Here is a 13,843-nt window from a genome sequence, read left to right as displayed (position 1 = left end):
CGAGAGGGGGCACCGGGTGCAGCGCGCGGGCACGGTGACGCTAGGTTCTTGAGGGGTCGTCCGACGGGAAGGGCGGCCGGGGACCGGGACGAAGGGACGTGGGCGTGCAGGGGCAACTGCTGGATGAGCGCTACGAACTGCTGGAACGGCTGGGCCCGGCGGGGGCGGGTGAGCGCTGGCGGGCGTACGACCGGCAGCTCGGCACCCCGGTGGAGGTCGCCGTGCTGGCCGAGCCCGGCGGTGACCCGCAGGAGGCGGCCCGGCTCGCCTCGGCCGCCCGCGCCGCGGCGGACCGTCCCGCGCACCCCCACCTGGTGACCGTGCTGGACGCCGGGGAGGATCCGGCGAGCGGCACCGTGTTCGCCGTCCTGGAGGAGGTGCACGGCCGCAGCCTGGAGGAGGCGCTGGCCGCCGACGGCGCGCCCGGCGCGGCCCGGGCCGCGGAGTGGACCCGGCAGATCTGTGCCGGCCTCGCGGTCTCGCACGCCGCGGGAGCGGTGCACCGGGACCTCCGTCCGGCCCACCTGGTCCTCGCCGCCGACGGCACGGTGAAGCTGCCGGGCCTGGTGGTCGACGCGCCGCCGTCCGGCCGGTCGGACGGCGGTCCGGCCGGCGCGCTGGCCGCAGTGCCGTGGATGTCCCCGGAGCTGGTGCGCGGCGAGGAGCAGGTCGACGCCCGCAGCGACCTGTACGCGGTGGGCTGCCTGCTGTACCAACTGTTGACCGGCAGGCCGCCGTTCGGCCACCGCGAGCCGACCCTGCAGTTCGGCGCGCAGCTGCGGGAGGCCCCGGCGGCGCCGAGCACTCTCCGGCCGGGCATCCCCGCCGGACTGGACGCGCTGGTGCTGCGGCTGCTCGCCAAGGAACCGGCGGACCGCCCGGCGAACGCCGGCCAGGTGCTCGCCCAACTCGAGCTGCTCGCACCGGAGATCGCCGCGGCTGGCACGGCGGACGCACAGGCCGGTCCGGTCCCCGCGGGCTTCCCGGCCGCGGCGTCGGCGGGCTTCCCGGCCCCGCAGCCGCTCGCGCCGGTGGCCGCACTGGACTTCGCCCCGTGGGACGAGGACGAGGAGCGGACCTCGTGGTGGCAGCGTTCGGCGGGCCGCCGCGCCGCGCTGGTCGCGGGCAGTGCCGCCCTGGCGCTGGCCCTGGTCTCCGGGGTCACCTGGGCGGTGAGCGCGCAGGGCGGTGCGGACGGCGGCGACCCGAAGGCCGCGGGCAGCTCCGCACCAACCGTCCGGGTGGGTGGCGACACCGTGCTGGGCGGGGACGCACCCGCGGAGGGCACCACCTCGGCCAGCCCGTCGTCCGCCGCGCCGTCCGACTCCGCCTCGGCGGCGGACCCGTCGCAGTCCCTCGGGGCCTCGCCGGGTGCCGCGACCACGGCCGGTCCGACCGGCGGCGGGCAGCCCGGCGCGACCGGCGCCCCGGCGACCACCCCCGGCACGGGCGGCGCCCCGGCCACGGCCACCCCGCCCAAGGCGCCGCCGGCTCCGGCGACTTCGGCCGGAACGTACGGCTGCAGCGGCGGACTGGTCGGCAGCTACCCGGTGACCACCGCCTCGGGCGTGGTGTTCGGCTACTTCTACATCTGGTTCGACAACGCCAGCGGCAAGAACTGCGCCGCCACCATCAAGACGGTGAACAGCGGGTACGGCACGGCCTCGGCGGTGAGCGCGAGCATCAGCCGGTGCAGCCAGACCACGGCGGCCGCGAGCTGCAGTACTGTCGCCGGCACCACCGCCACCGACCAGGGCAACTTCGCGAAGTACGCCGGCCCGGTGCGGGTGAGCGCGGTGAAGACCTGCATCACCGCCGCCGGCAGCATCACCTGGGCGGGCCAGACCGCCACCACCCGCTCGTTGGGCAATCGCGCCGTGCACTGCGGCTGAGCCGCCCCGGACGGCGCAGGACCGCCCCCGGCACGGTCTCACCGTGCCGGGGGCGGTGTCGTCGGTCGGTCGGGACCGGCCGGGATCAGCCGCGACGGGCGGCGGCGACGAGCCCCGCCACGTGGCCGGCCGCGTCCGCGACCGGCACCCGGACGGTCTCGCCGGTGGCGCGCTCGACGACCTCGACCACGCCCTCCTTCAGGCCGCGCGGGCCGACGGTGATCCGGTACGGGATGCCGATCAGCTCGCAGTCCGCGAACTTCACGCCCGGGCGCTCGTCCCGGTCGTCCAGGACGGTGTCCACGCCGGCGGCGCGGAGGTCCCCGTAGAGGCTCTCGACGACCTTGGCGGTGTCCTCGTCGGTCTTGCCGATCGGTACCACCACGACCTCGAACGGGGCCACCGACACCGGCCAGACGATGCCCTTCTCGTCGTGGTGGGCCTCGACCACGGCGGCGATCGCCCGCTCCACGCCGATGCCGTAGCTGCCCATGATCGGCCTGATCCGGCCGCCGTCCGGGCCGAGCACGGTGATGTCCAGCGCCTCGGTGTACTTGTAGCCGAGCTTGAAGATGTGGCCGACCTCGACGGTGCGCACCACCTGCAGCGGCTCGCCGCAGTCCGCGCACGGCTCGCCGGCCGAGATCTCGCGGAAGTCCGCCCAGCCGGTGGCCGGGATGTCCCGGGCGACGTCGACGCCGCTCAGGTGGACGCCGTCCCGGTTGGCGCCGGTGGTCATCGAGCGGCGGCCGCGCAGCGCCTCGTCCGCCCAGACGGTGAGGCCCTCGACGCCGACCGCGCCGAGGCTGCCGGGGGAGGCGCCGAGCGCCTCCTTGATCTCCTCGGGCGTCGCCGGGCGCACCGCGGTGGCCGCGGCGGCATCGATGAGCTTCTGCTCGACCAGGGTGTGGTCGCCGCGCATCAGCACCAGGGTCAGGCGGCCGTCCAGCACGTACACCAGGGTCTTGATCTGACGGTCGGCGGGCACGCCGTGACGGATCGTCAACTCCTCGATGGTGCGCGCCTGCGGGGTGTCGAAGGGCTCGGGGGCGGCGGGGCCCTCCGGGTCCTCGACGGCCGGCAGGGCGGCGGCGGCCTTCTCCATGTTGGCTGCGTAGCGGCAGGCCGCACAGTGCACGACGAGGTCCTCGCCGGCCTCGGTGGGCGACATGAACTCCACGGAGGCCGAGCCGCCCATGCTGCCGCTGGAGGCCTGCACGGGGATGGCGGGCACCCCGAGGCGGGCGAAGATCCGGGTGTAGGCCTCGTGGTGCAGGTCGAAGGAGCGGTCCAGGCCGGCCTGGTCGAGGTCGAAGCTGTACGAGTCCTTCATGGTGAACTCACGCACCCGCAGCAGGCCGGACTTCGGCCGCGGCTCGTCCCGGAACTTGGTCTGGAACTGGTACCACATCTGCGGCAGTTGGCGGTACGAGGCGAGCTCGTCGGCGAGCGTGGTGAAGATCTCCTCGTGCGTCATGCCGAGGGCGATGTCGGCGCCCTTGCGGTCCTTGACGCGGAACATCTCGTCGCCCATCACGTCCCAGCGGCCGGAGCGCTGCCAGATCTCGGCCGGGTGCATGGCGGGCAGCAGCCACTCCTGCGAGCCGATCCGGTCCATCTCCTCGCGCACGATCCCGACGACCTTGGAGCGCACCCGGACGGCCAGCGGCAGCAGCGAGTAGTGCCCGGCCATCAGCTGGCGGACGAACCCGGCCCGGACCAGCAGCCGGTGGCTCGCTGCGTCCGCGTCGGCCGGGTCCTCGCGCAGCGTCGGGGTGTACATCTGGGACCAGCGCATATCTGTCTTTCCTGTCTGGGTGTCAGAACTGTCCGGTGGAGGGCGCGGTGGCGTCCGGGCGGCGTTCCGCCCCGGCTCCGGCGGCATCCGCCTCCCGGTCCGGCGGCGCGGGGCGCCGGGCCGCTGGCGCCCGTCGGCAGGCTGCCGCGGCACCGGCGACGGCCGAGGTGAACGCTACCGGGTCCGCCCCGACGACCGAAGGGCGGACCACGGCGGGCGGGCGCCCGCCCCGCACCGGCGCGTACCGCGGGATCCGGCGCGGGACCGGCAGACCGCCACCACCGACCCGCCCGCCGCCCCACCGGCCGCCCCGGAGACACGCCGCGCGGCTGCGCCGACCGAGTGAAGTCGGCGGGGCCCCGCGCGTCGCCCAAAACCTCGGATACGAAGAATCCCGGAACCGTGCCGAATTCGACGAAGTTTTCGGGCGGCCGGCGTCGGCGCATTGCATCGCGAATGCTGGCGTTATTCACGCGAATTCGATCACCGGACGTATCCGGTTCCTTGCTCTGCGTCGCGACGCCCCCGTAGTGTCCAGCTCCGTCGGACACCCGTCCGACCGGGGCGGTCGAACCGCGGCCGCCCCGAGCGCAACCGTACGGAGAATGGATCCACATGATCGACATGTCCGTCCTGGAGACCGAGACCGCCGAGCTGCTCCCGAAGCGGGAGGCGCTGAGCCGCTTCAGCCTCAACCTCCACAAGACCACGGTCATCAAGCACGCCGCCGTCTACGCGGAGAACACCTCGGTCGCCTACAACGACCACTCGTGGGACTCCCTGGCGGCGTCGGAGGCCAAGCAGTACATCAACATCCACCAGTGACGGCCGACCGCCGCTGACCCCCTGCCGGCCCTACCGGACGGCCGGGGCGGCATGAGCGGGTGAGCACGCGCGGCAGGGCAGTCGCGCGTTCCGGGCCCCCGACCGGAGGCTATGACCCGTTCATGGAAAGAATCGGCGGAAAGTGTTTCCGGTGGCGCCAGAATCGCCGCCGGAAACACTTTCCGCTCCTCTAACGACTGCCAGCTCGGAAGGTGACGTGACCGAGAGCGGAAAAGGTCTCGGCAGCCCGATCCCCACGGCGGCGGAACGCATCGGCACCGTCGGCGGCACCCGCCGCCGGGCCGAACCCGACCCGTGGGCGCGACCCGGCGCCGAACCTCCCCCCGACCCGCCGCCCGATGCCGGCCCGAGCCCACTGCCCGGGCCGCAGACCGCAGCCGGGCCCCCGCAGATCCCCGACGAACCCCCGCAGCCCGCCGCCGGGCTCGTCCTCCAGGGCGAGTACCAGGACTCGGGCTTCACCACCCCGCGGTACCTCGTCCAACGGGCCGACGGCCAGATGGTCCAGCTCACCCGACTGCTCTACCTGGTGACCGGCGCCATGGACGGCACCCGCTCCCACGCGGAGATCGCCCAACTGGTCAGCGGACCCTCCGGGCACGACCTCGGCGCGGAGCACATCGCCCGGCTGGTCGAGCACAAGCTCCGCCCCATGGGCCTGGTCGCCGCACCGGCCGGCTCCGGCGCCCGGATGCCCCTGCCGGTCACCGACCTGCTGCTCACCCTCCGGGCGCACAGGGTCCTGCTGCGGCCCCCGTCGGTGAACACCGTCGCCGCCGCCCTCTCCTGGCTCCACCGGCCGGCCGCCGTGCTGACCGTCCTGCTCCTCACCGCCGCGGCCGACGTCTGGCTCTTCGCGGTGCACGGTGCGATGACCCCCGTCCTGCACACCGTGCAGCAGCCCACACTGCTGCTCGCCGTCTTCGCCCTCACCCTGCTGTCCACGGTGTTCCACGAGTTCGGGCACGCCTCGGGCTGCCGGCACGGGGGCGGCCGGCCGGGCTGCATCGGCTGCGGCATCTACCTGGTGTGGCCGGCCATGTACACCGACGTCACGGACGTCTACCGGCTGCGCAGACCGGCCCGGCTCCGGACGGACCTCGGCGGCGTCTACTTCAACGTGGTGTTCGCCGCCGCCCTGTTCGCCGCCTACGCCGCGACCGGCCAGGAGTTCCTGCTGGCCGCCGTCTACTTGACCCACTTCGAGATCGTCGAACAGCTGCTGCCGGTCCTCCGGTTCGACGGCTACTACATCCTCGCCGACCTGGCCGGCGTCCCCGACCTCTTCGGCAAGGTCGGGCCGATCCTGCGCAGCATGGTCCCGGGCCGCCCCGCACCGCCCGAGGTGGCCGGACTGAAACGGTCGTCCAGGATCACCGTGACGGCCTGGGTGGTGACCATGGTCCCGCTGCTGGCCCTCCAGATCGGCTACGTGCTGTGGAACCTGCCGCGGCTGGTAGGGACCGGCGTGCGCTCGTTCGGCGACCAGGCCGCCGCCACCGCGTCGGCGCTGTCGGAGGGGGCGCTCGCCTCCGCGGCGCTCGGTGCGATCGGTGCCTGCGTGCTGATCCTGCCGACCGTCGGCCTGCTGTACCTGATGGTGCAGATGGCCCGCCGGGGCGGTCGGGCGCTCTCACGGGCGCACCGCAGCAGGCGCGGACGGGCCGTCCTCCTGCTGGTCGCGGCGGCCTGCACGGGGGCTGCGCTGGCCTTCGTCTGGGGACACCGGCCGGCACCGGCGCCACTCGCCCCGCGGCCGCCCCCGGCACCCACCCCGGCCCCGGCCGGCCGGACCGAACTCTCGCTCACCCCGTCCGCGGTGCTCACCGACCCGCCGTCCGCGACGAAACCCACCACTCCCACGGTCGACCGGACCCGGCGCAGCCGGCCGACCACCGTCGCCCCACGACCCCGGACCGGCCGCAGCGCCACATCGGCCCCCGCGCCGCGCGCCGCGGTCTCCCCGTCGGCCACTCCCCCGCCCGCCGGCCCCTCGGCAACCGCGCCGTCGACCGCCGGGACGTCCGTCGAGCCTTCCGCCGAGCCTTCCGCGAGCCCCACTCCGGAGCCCACCGCGGCGGCGACGGCCCCGGCGGAGACCGGCACACCGACCGGCGAGTCCTCCCCGAGCACCACGGCCGCGAGCGAACCCGTTCCGGCCGACCCGTCGGCCATCCCCACCCCGATCGCCCCCAGCACCGCAGCCACCCCCTGACACCCCTTCATGGAGTCTCTCGTGAACCGATCGCACCGCAGGATCTCGCCCCGACACCTCGGCCGGCTCTTCCGCTCGGGCCCGCTCGTCCCGGCCGCGGCCGCGGCCGTGCTGCTCGTCGGGCCGGCAGCCGGCACCGCCGACGCGTCACAGGTCCGCTGGGAGCAGACCCACGCGGTCAGCGTGGCGACCCCGGTGCGGACCCACGACACCGACGTCGCCTTCGAGATCCGCCAGTTCGGCTGGACGGCCGGGGTCTCCGCGGACAACCGGGCCGTGGCCACCGCCCGCTACTGCACCGCCGAACAGCACTGCCGGTCCGTCGCGCTCTCCTTCCAGATCGTCACCACCGGCGGCAGCCAGGTGAAGGTCGACGCGGACAACAGCAGCAAGGCCACCACCACGCACTGCACCGGCTGCGAGGCCGTCGCCGGCGCCTACCAGTTCGTCATCAACACCCCGCAGCCCGTCCGGCTCGGCCAGGACGCACTGCGCAGACTCTCCGCCGTGGAGAAGACCGTCCGGTGGGCCGCGCGCAACCAGGACCCGGCGCAGCTCAAGGCCACCGTCGACGGCAAGGTCGCGGAGATCACCGAGATCCTCCAGAACGCCGTGGCCGCCCAGCCCGCCGCCCCGCCCGACTCCCTCCCCCGCGGCCTCGCCGCCCGGCCCGGGGTGACGGTGCACCGGATGCTCGACGGCTGGCCCGGCAGCGACTAGTCCGTCGGGCGGACCGCCCGGTTCCGCGCCGCCGCCTCGGCCCGCCGTCCCGGCGGCGGGGGCGGCGCGGTCGAGGCCCGGACGACCAGCCGGGTCTGCAGCAGTCGGCGCACCGGCTGCTGCTCGCCGCGGATCGCGGCGAGCAGCGTCCCGGCGGCCGTCCGGCCCTTGGCCTCGATGTCCTGCCGGACGGTCGTCAGCGCCGGACGGGTGCGGGCGGCCTCCGCCAGGTCGTCGAAGCCCACCACGGACACCTCGCCGGGCACGTCGACGCCGAGGTCGCGCAGGCCCTCCAGGGCGCCGAACGCCAGGATGTCGGAGAGCGCGAGGATCGCGGTGGGCGCCTCGGGCCCGGCCATCCAGCGCTGGGCGGTGCGGTAACCGTCGGCCCGGCTGATCGGCACCTCCGCCAGCTCGACGTCGGCCGGGCCCCGCCCCGCCTCGGCGAGGCCCTCGGCCAGGCCGGCCAGGCGCCGGGCGAGCGGCCCGCGGTAGCCGCGGACGGCGGCCTCCGGTCCGGGGTCGAAGGCGAGCACCGCGATCCGGCGGTGGCCGAGGCCGATCAGGTGGCGGACGGCCTCGCGGGTGCCGCGCCGGTCGTCGACGTCCACGCCGGGCGCGTCGGACTGCGGGTCGCCGTCGACCAGCACCACCGGGGTCCGGTGGCGGGCGAGTTCGGCGACCTCGCCGCGGTCGGTCTCCAGGCCGCAGACCACGAAGCCGTCCACGGCGGCGTACGGGATCGCGTCGAGCACGGAGTCCCGCAGCGGCGGGGTGAGCAGCAGGGTGTAGCCCTCCCGGTCGCACACCTCGCCGACGCCGCGCAGGAATTCGGTGTAGTAGGGGTTGCGCAGGATCTCCGCGAGGCCCTGCGGCAGCAGCACGCCGACCGCCCGGGTCCGCCCGGCGCGCAGCATCCGGGCCAACGGGCTGGGCCGGTAGCCGAGTTCCTCGGCGACCGCCAGGATGCGCTCGTGGGTGGCCCGGGACAACTGGTCGGGGCTGTTGAACGCGAAGGAGACCGCGGTGCGGGAGAATCCCGCTGCGGCCGCCACGTCACCGGCCGTCGGCTTGCCGCGCCCGCGGCCGGTGTTGTCTCCAGGCATGGTCGTGCCCTCTCGTCTCCCCCGTTCGCCCGTCTGTCCCGTTCGCCGCGGTGCCCGGGCGGGCCGGCGGGCGGAGTCTCCCCGCCGGCCGGCCCGCCCGGGGCGCTACTTGAGGTACGGGCCGTCGGTGCCGATCTTGCCCGGGGCGGCGTTCTTCCCGCCCAGGTCGAGCACGTAGACCCGCAGGTTGCCCTTGCCCGGCGCGGCGACCGCCAGGGTGCCGTTGGTGACGGTCTTCACGTCACCGGTGACGGCGTCCTTGTAGGTGCCGTTGGGGATCCCGCTGTAGGTGGCGCCGTCGGTGACGGCGACCAGGGCGAAGCTGTCCACCCCGCTCGCGGCGTCGGTGTAGCGGCGCTTGAAGTTCATGCCTCCGCCGCTGACGCCGTCGGTGGAGTACTGGCCCGTCTGCAGGGCGGGGATCGCCCGGCGGATCTGGTTCAGCCGCTGCAGTTGCCTGACCAGCGGCTGCTGGAGGGTGGTGGCGACGGCGCCGGAGGCGCCGGAGACCACCGAGAAGTCGCTCGCCGTCACGGTTCCGGCGATCCTGTCGCCGTAGTAGGCGCGGCCGGTGGTGGCGAGCGGGCAGGACGGGCCGCAGTCGATCTGCTTGCCGGCCTGGAACTCGATCTCCGAGCCGTAGTACAGCGTCGGAATGCCGCGGAAGGTCCACATCAGCGCCATGTTCTCGGCCCAGGCGTCGGTGCCGCCCGCGTACCGGGTGCTGGACTTGTTCGGCCCGAAGTCGTGGCTGTCCACGTACACCACGTTGTAGGTGGCGTCGTTGTAGCTGTCGTCCGAGTCCTTGCCGTTGGAGTAGGCGTTGTGGGCGTCGCCGAAGTTCATGTGCATCCGCATGTCGATGACGTTCATGCCGGAGAACTTCGAGTGGTCGGGCGCGTGGTAGGCGTTGCCGTCCAGGAAGGCGTTGGTGGAGGTGGGCTGGTTCCCGGTGCCGAGCTGCTCCTCGTAGGTGTACTGGTCGAGGGCGGCCTGCACGTCGTCGGCGGTGTAGTCCTTGCGCTCCTTCCAGGTGAAGAACTGCGCCGAGTGGTTCACCGAGCCGCGGTTCCACTTGTCGTTGACGAAGGCGCCGACCTCGCCGAAGACGAAGAAGTTCTGCGCCTTCTCCGGGCCCCAGTCCTGGGTGACGCGCTGCTGGATCGCCGGCAGGAAGCGGCGGTTCCAGGTCACCCGCGGCACGTGCACGGCGGTGTCGACGCGGAAGCCGTCCACGCCCATGTCGATGTACTTGTCGTAGGCGCCGATCAGGTAGTTCTGCACCTCGGGGCTCTCGGTGTTGAAGTCCGCGAGGTCCTCGTGCAGCCAGCAGGAGCGTGAGTCCTCGCCCTCCCAGTTGCCGATCCAGCACCGGTGGTAGTACTTCGACGGGAACATCCCCGATGTCGGCGAGGGCCACTGGCAGTTGTAGACGGTGTAGCCCTCGGCGCTCTTGTACTGGGTGGGCGTGCCCCAGCCGACGCAGGTGGAGCCGGCCGGCTGCTCGGTGGACCAGAGGTCGCCGTTGTACCAGGACTTGCCGGTCTTCGGGTCGATCGTCAGGCCGTCGTACTCGAAGCCGGACTGCTTCTCGTCGTAGTACCAGGACCACTGCGAGTCCCGGACGCCGTACACCGCGGGCACGTACAGGCCCTTGGCTCCCCACCGGGAGCTGTGGTTGTAGACCACGTCCTGGTAGATCTTGATGCCCTTGGCGTGCGCCGCGTTGATCAGGTCCTGGTACGAGGCGCCGGCGGACTCCAGCCGCGGGTCGACCTTGTAGAAGTCCCAGCCGTGGTAGCCGTGGTAGTCGTAGTCGGAGCGGTTGAGCACCACCGGGGTGATCCAGATCGCCGAGAAGCCGAGTCCCTTGACGTAGTCGAGCTTCTGGACGAGGCCCTTGAAGTCGCCCCGGAACATCGGGTCCCCGTTGGCCGCGTTGCCGGACTTCACGTCCTGGCTGCCGCCCCGGTTGTTGCTGCCGTCACCGTCGTTGAAGCGCGCGGTGAGGACGAAGTAGATCGGGTCCTTGCGCGGGTCGGTGCCGATCATCTGGCCGGCGGTGGGCTGCGCGGGGGCGTCGCCGGTGGTGGCGACGGCGGCCGCGGAGGCCGCCGAGAGGTTCCCTGCCGCGTCCTGGGCCTTCACCGTGTAGGTGTAGACGGTGCGCGGCTCCAGGCCGGTGTCGGAGTACACCGTGGACGTCGTGTTGACCACCGAGGTGCCCTTGGTGCCGCCGGTGCGGGTCACCTGGTAACCCGTCACACCCTTGTCGTCGGTGGACGGGTCCCAGGTGAGGACGATCGAGGTGTCGGTCGCCGTCGCGGCCGGGTTCGCGGGCACGCCGGGCGCGGTGGTGTCCGGGACGACCGCGGCGCACGGGTCGGCGGCGTTCGCCGTCACCTTGCCGTTCTGGACGGTCACCGTGCCGGACGGAACGACGTAGTTGGCGCCGTTGTTGTTGTCCCAGGTGCCGTTGCCGTTGTTGAAGGTCGCGGCCATGGTCGAGGCGGTTCCGAGCGAGACGGTCTTCTTGAACCAGCCGGTGCAGGCCGCGTCCATGCCGACGCCGGGCACGGTCGTCCAGGCGCCACCGGCCGGCGCGTAGTGCAGATTGACGGTGCTCCAGCCGACCACCGCGGTCGAGTAGTACACCGTCGAGGTGGTGCCGGTGGTGGGGGACGGGCTGGGCGAGGGGTCGGTGCCGCTGCCCGCGCACGGGTCGCTGTGCGCGATCACCCCGTCCTTGACGGTGATCGAGCCGGTGCCCAGCGCGTAGTTGCGGCCGCCGTTGTTGTCCCAGGTGCCGGAGCCGTTGTTGAAGGTGGCCTGCAGCCCGGTGGCGGAGCCCAGGTCGACCGTCCTCTTCACCCAGTCGGTGCAGGCGGCCTCCATGGCGGTGCCCGGCACGGTCGTCCAGCTGCCGCCGTCCGGGGCCCAGTGCAGGTTGTACGTCGACCAGTTGCGGGTCTTCGTGTAGTAGAAGACGGTCGCCGTGTTGGAGGCCGTGGGGGCGGTGGTGGCGGCGTTCGCCGCGCCGCCCAGTGGCGCCGTGGACAGCAGCGTGGCCGCGAGACCGGCCGCCGCGGTCAAGGCGACGGCCGTGGGCCGCCGCCGGTGGCGTGATCGCGATGTCACAGTGAACCCCTCGGGTAGCGCCGCGGGCAGGGGGGAACCCGGCTCCACCGCACCCGGGGAACGCGGGAGCAGCATGGGGGACGGAGGCACGGGACTGCCGGAGCGGCAGGAACGGGTGGGTGGGTGGTGCGGGTGGGACGGCGGCGCGGGCAGGGGGCCGGCGGCCGTACGTCCTGACTGGCGGCGCCCTGGCCGGCGGGTGCGCCGGCTCCCCGGGCGGGCTGCCGCGGTCGGGCGGCCGCTCCACCACGGCCGCCGCTTCTTGCGCAATTCACTGCAAGAAGCATCAGGAGATTACCGAGCAAGGACCCCCCTGTAAACCCTCTTCACGCACGGCGAGGCTTGCCGGACAACGGTTCTGACCTGCCGTCGACTCTCTGAATCGAGCCAGAACGACCTCTGGCCCGATTCAGCAAGAAATGTCTTGCAGAAAGTTTCTGATTTCTCGGGCGGACACCTTGACCCGCCCTTTGCCGCACGGCATCGTCCTCATCGACCGGCACCACCCCTGCCGGCCCCCACCCACCGGACTCCCCCACGCCCGGCGGGCCGCGGGCCCCACCACCCGCATCCCCGACCCCCTACGCCCGCGCCCGGGAGCCGCCACCGCCGCATCGCACTCCGCTCCTTTACCACGGCACCATCGGCATCCGCAGCAGAACAGCGGATCTCCCGGTCGAACGCCGCCGATCCCACGATCCCCTCGCACCGCCTGCCAGCATGGTCGGTGACCGCTGCCACGGACCCAACGGCGCGGCACACGCGAGGAGTTGCACCAATGGACATGTGGGCGTCCTGCCTCTGGGGGCTTGGCGGCGCGGCCGCGATCGAGGCCTGGGCGTTGCACGAGGCCATCAACGCGGCCGGTGGCTTCCCCTGGAAGCGCCGCGGCCGGCCCAGGCTCGCACCGTATGCGGTCGCCGTGGTAATCCGGCTCAGCGTCGGAACGGTCGTGACCGCCGCGTGCGCCGCCTCCCACCAAGTCGCCGGACCGGCGGCAGCCCTGGCCATCGGCGTGGCCGCACCCAAGATCCTGCAGCAGACCTTCCGGCGCATCCCCGAGGTCCCGCCCATCCCACCCGCTCCGACCGGGCCCCCGCACGCCGCCGCCCGGCGCACCCTGATCGTCCCCCCGGCCATCGACCCACCCGCCGCCCGCGAGAACGCCCCCGGCCGACGGAGGGAGCGCCGTGGCCGCTGACCGCGATGCCCGGCGACGCCGCCGCGGACGGCAGGGCCGAACGGACCGTCACACACCTGGGCCCGAGCCGGCCGAGGGATTCGGAACCTGGCTCCGCGCCGCCCTCGCCTTCGAGCCGTTGTGCGTGCCGGGGCCGGGCGCCGACCTCCACGATGCCGACCTCGCCGGCGCCGACCTCTCCCGCGCCGACCTCCGGGCGGCCGACCTCACCGGAGCCAGCCTCGCCGGAGCACGGCTGCACGGGGTGGACCTGCGCACCGCGATCCTGACCGACACCAACCTCTACGGCGCCGACCTCTGCCGCGCCGACCTGTCCGGCGCCCTCCTGCAGGACGCGAACCTCTACGCCGCCGATCTGACCGGCGCCGTCCTCGTCCGGGCACAGCTCTACAACGCCCACATCGCGGCCGCCCGACTCTCCGGCACCACCCTCGTCGAATCCGACCTGCGGTACGCCCTCCTCACCGGCGCCACCATGGACGGCGCGGACCTGAGCCGGGCCCGGCTCACCCGCGCCGTGCTGACCGGGGCCGCCCTGCGCGGCGGTCTCCTGCACCGGGCCGACCTCAGTGAGGCCCTGCTCACCTCGGCCGACCTCACCGGAGCGGACCTGAGCCAGGCGATCCTGGACCGAGTGTGCCTCGCCGCCGCAACCCTGGTGGACGGAGACCTGCGCGGCGCCGGCCTGGCCCATGCCGATCTGACGGACGCCGACCTGACCGGCGCCCGGCTGGAGGGCGCCGACCTCATCGGCGCCAGCTGGTCACTCCGGACGGAATGGCCCGCCCATCTCTACATCGACATCCGGAGCCGCTCGGAGGAGGTGGCGCCCGGCATCTTCCGTATCGTCGCGGCCGAGGCCAGAACGTGGGAGCAGCCCAGGGAACCGGTCCTGACCTGAGAGCACCCGGGTACGGGCGGCACCGG

Annotated in this window: 9 protein-coding genes; 6 read left to right on the top strand and 3 right to left on the bottom strand. The window is 73.5% G+C overall.

What is annotated here, in order from left to right:
- The first annotated feature begins 104 nt into the window (after window positions 1-104).
- Complete coding sequence (locus AB0P35_RS00210) at window positions 105-1,892, top strand: serine/threonine-protein kinase (protein ID WP_363504233.1); 1,788 nt, start codon at window positions 105-107, stop codon at window positions 1,890-1,892.
- Between the two features lie 85 nt (window positions 1,893-1,977).
- Here the strand turns inward: AB0P35_RS00210 and AB0P35_RS00205 are convergent, their stop codons facing one another.
- Window positions 1,978-3,690, bottom strand: a complete 1,713-nt coding sequence (locus tag AB0P35_RS00205; RefSeq protein ID WP_363504230.1) for a proline--tRNA ligase — start codon at window positions 3,688-3,690, stop codon at window positions 1,978-1,980.
- A 615-nt stretch (window positions 3,691-4,305) separates the two neighbouring features.
- Here AB0P35_RS00205 and AB0P35_RS00200 point away from each other — a divergent pair.
- The 3 genes from AB0P35_RS00200 (at window position 4,306) to AB0P35_RS00190 (ending at window position 7,471) form a co-directional block, all read left to right on the top strand.
- Window positions 4,306-4,515: a hypothetical protein gene (locus tag AB0P35_RS00200; protein ID WP_095872488.1), complete on the top strand. Its 210-nt coding sequence runs from the start codon at window positions 4,306-4,308 to the stop codon at window positions 4,513-4,515.
- A gap of 217 nt (window positions 4,516-4,732) precedes the next feature.
- On the top strand, window positions 4,733-6,751 hold the full coding sequence (locus tag AB0P35_RS00195; RefSeq protein WP_363504227.1) for a hypothetical protein: 2,019 nt from the start codon (window positions 4,733-4,735) through the stop codon (window positions 6,749-6,751).
- 21 nt (window positions 6,752-6,772) lie between these two features.
- The gene (locus AB0P35_RS00190; protein ID WP_095872489.1) at window positions 6,773-7,471 is read left to right on the top strand and encodes a hypothetical protein; all 699 of its coding nucleotides are present in this window, start codon (window positions 6,773-6,775) and stop codon (window positions 7,469-7,471) included.
- On the opposite strand, the gene AB0P35_RS00185 is transcribed toward AB0P35_RS00190, so the two are convergent.
- Window positions 7,468-8,577 carry a LacI family DNA-binding transcriptional regulator gene (locus AB0P35_RS00185; protein ID WP_363504223.1) on the bottom strand — a complete coding sequence of 370 codons (1,110 nt, stop codon included), beginning with the start codon at window positions 8,575-8,577 and terminating at the stop codon, window positions 7,468-7,470. The genes AB0P35_RS00190 and AB0P35_RS00185 overlap by 4 nt on opposite strands.
- A 105-nt stretch (window positions 8,578-8,682) precedes the next feature.
- A complete protein-coding gene (locus tag AB0P35_RS00180; RefSeq protein WP_363504220.1) occupies window positions 8,683-11,670 on the bottom strand; it encodes a carbohydrate binding domain-containing protein in 2,988 nt (995 codons plus the stop codon).
- Window positions 11,671-12,493: 823 nt separating this feature from the next.
- Here AB0P35_RS00180 and AB0P35_RS00175 point away from each other — a divergent pair.
- Window positions 12,494-12,916 (top strand): hypothetical protein, encoded by a 423-nt coding sequence (locus AB0P35_RS00175; RefSeq protein WP_363504217.1) that lies wholly within the window; start codon window positions 12,494-12,496, stop codon window positions 12,914-12,916.
- Entirely contained in the window at window positions 12,906-13,817 is a 912-nt protein-coding gene (locus tag AB0P35_RS00170; RefSeq protein WP_363504214.1) for a pentapeptide repeat-containing protein, read from the top strand. The genes AB0P35_RS00175 and AB0P35_RS00170 overlap by 11 nt, the downstream gene beginning before the upstream one ends.
- The last annotated feature ends 26 nt before the right edge of the window (window positions 13,818-13,843 follow it).

Origin of the sequence: Kitasatospora sp. NPDC085879 (assembly GCF_040686255.1) — a bacterium.
Taxonomy (GTDB): Bacteria; Actinomycetota; Actinomycetes; order Streptomycetales; family Streptomycetaceae; genus Kitasatospora.
Note: the sequence above shows the minus strand (reverse complement) of the source record. Positions and strands in the feature narration are given on the sequence as shown.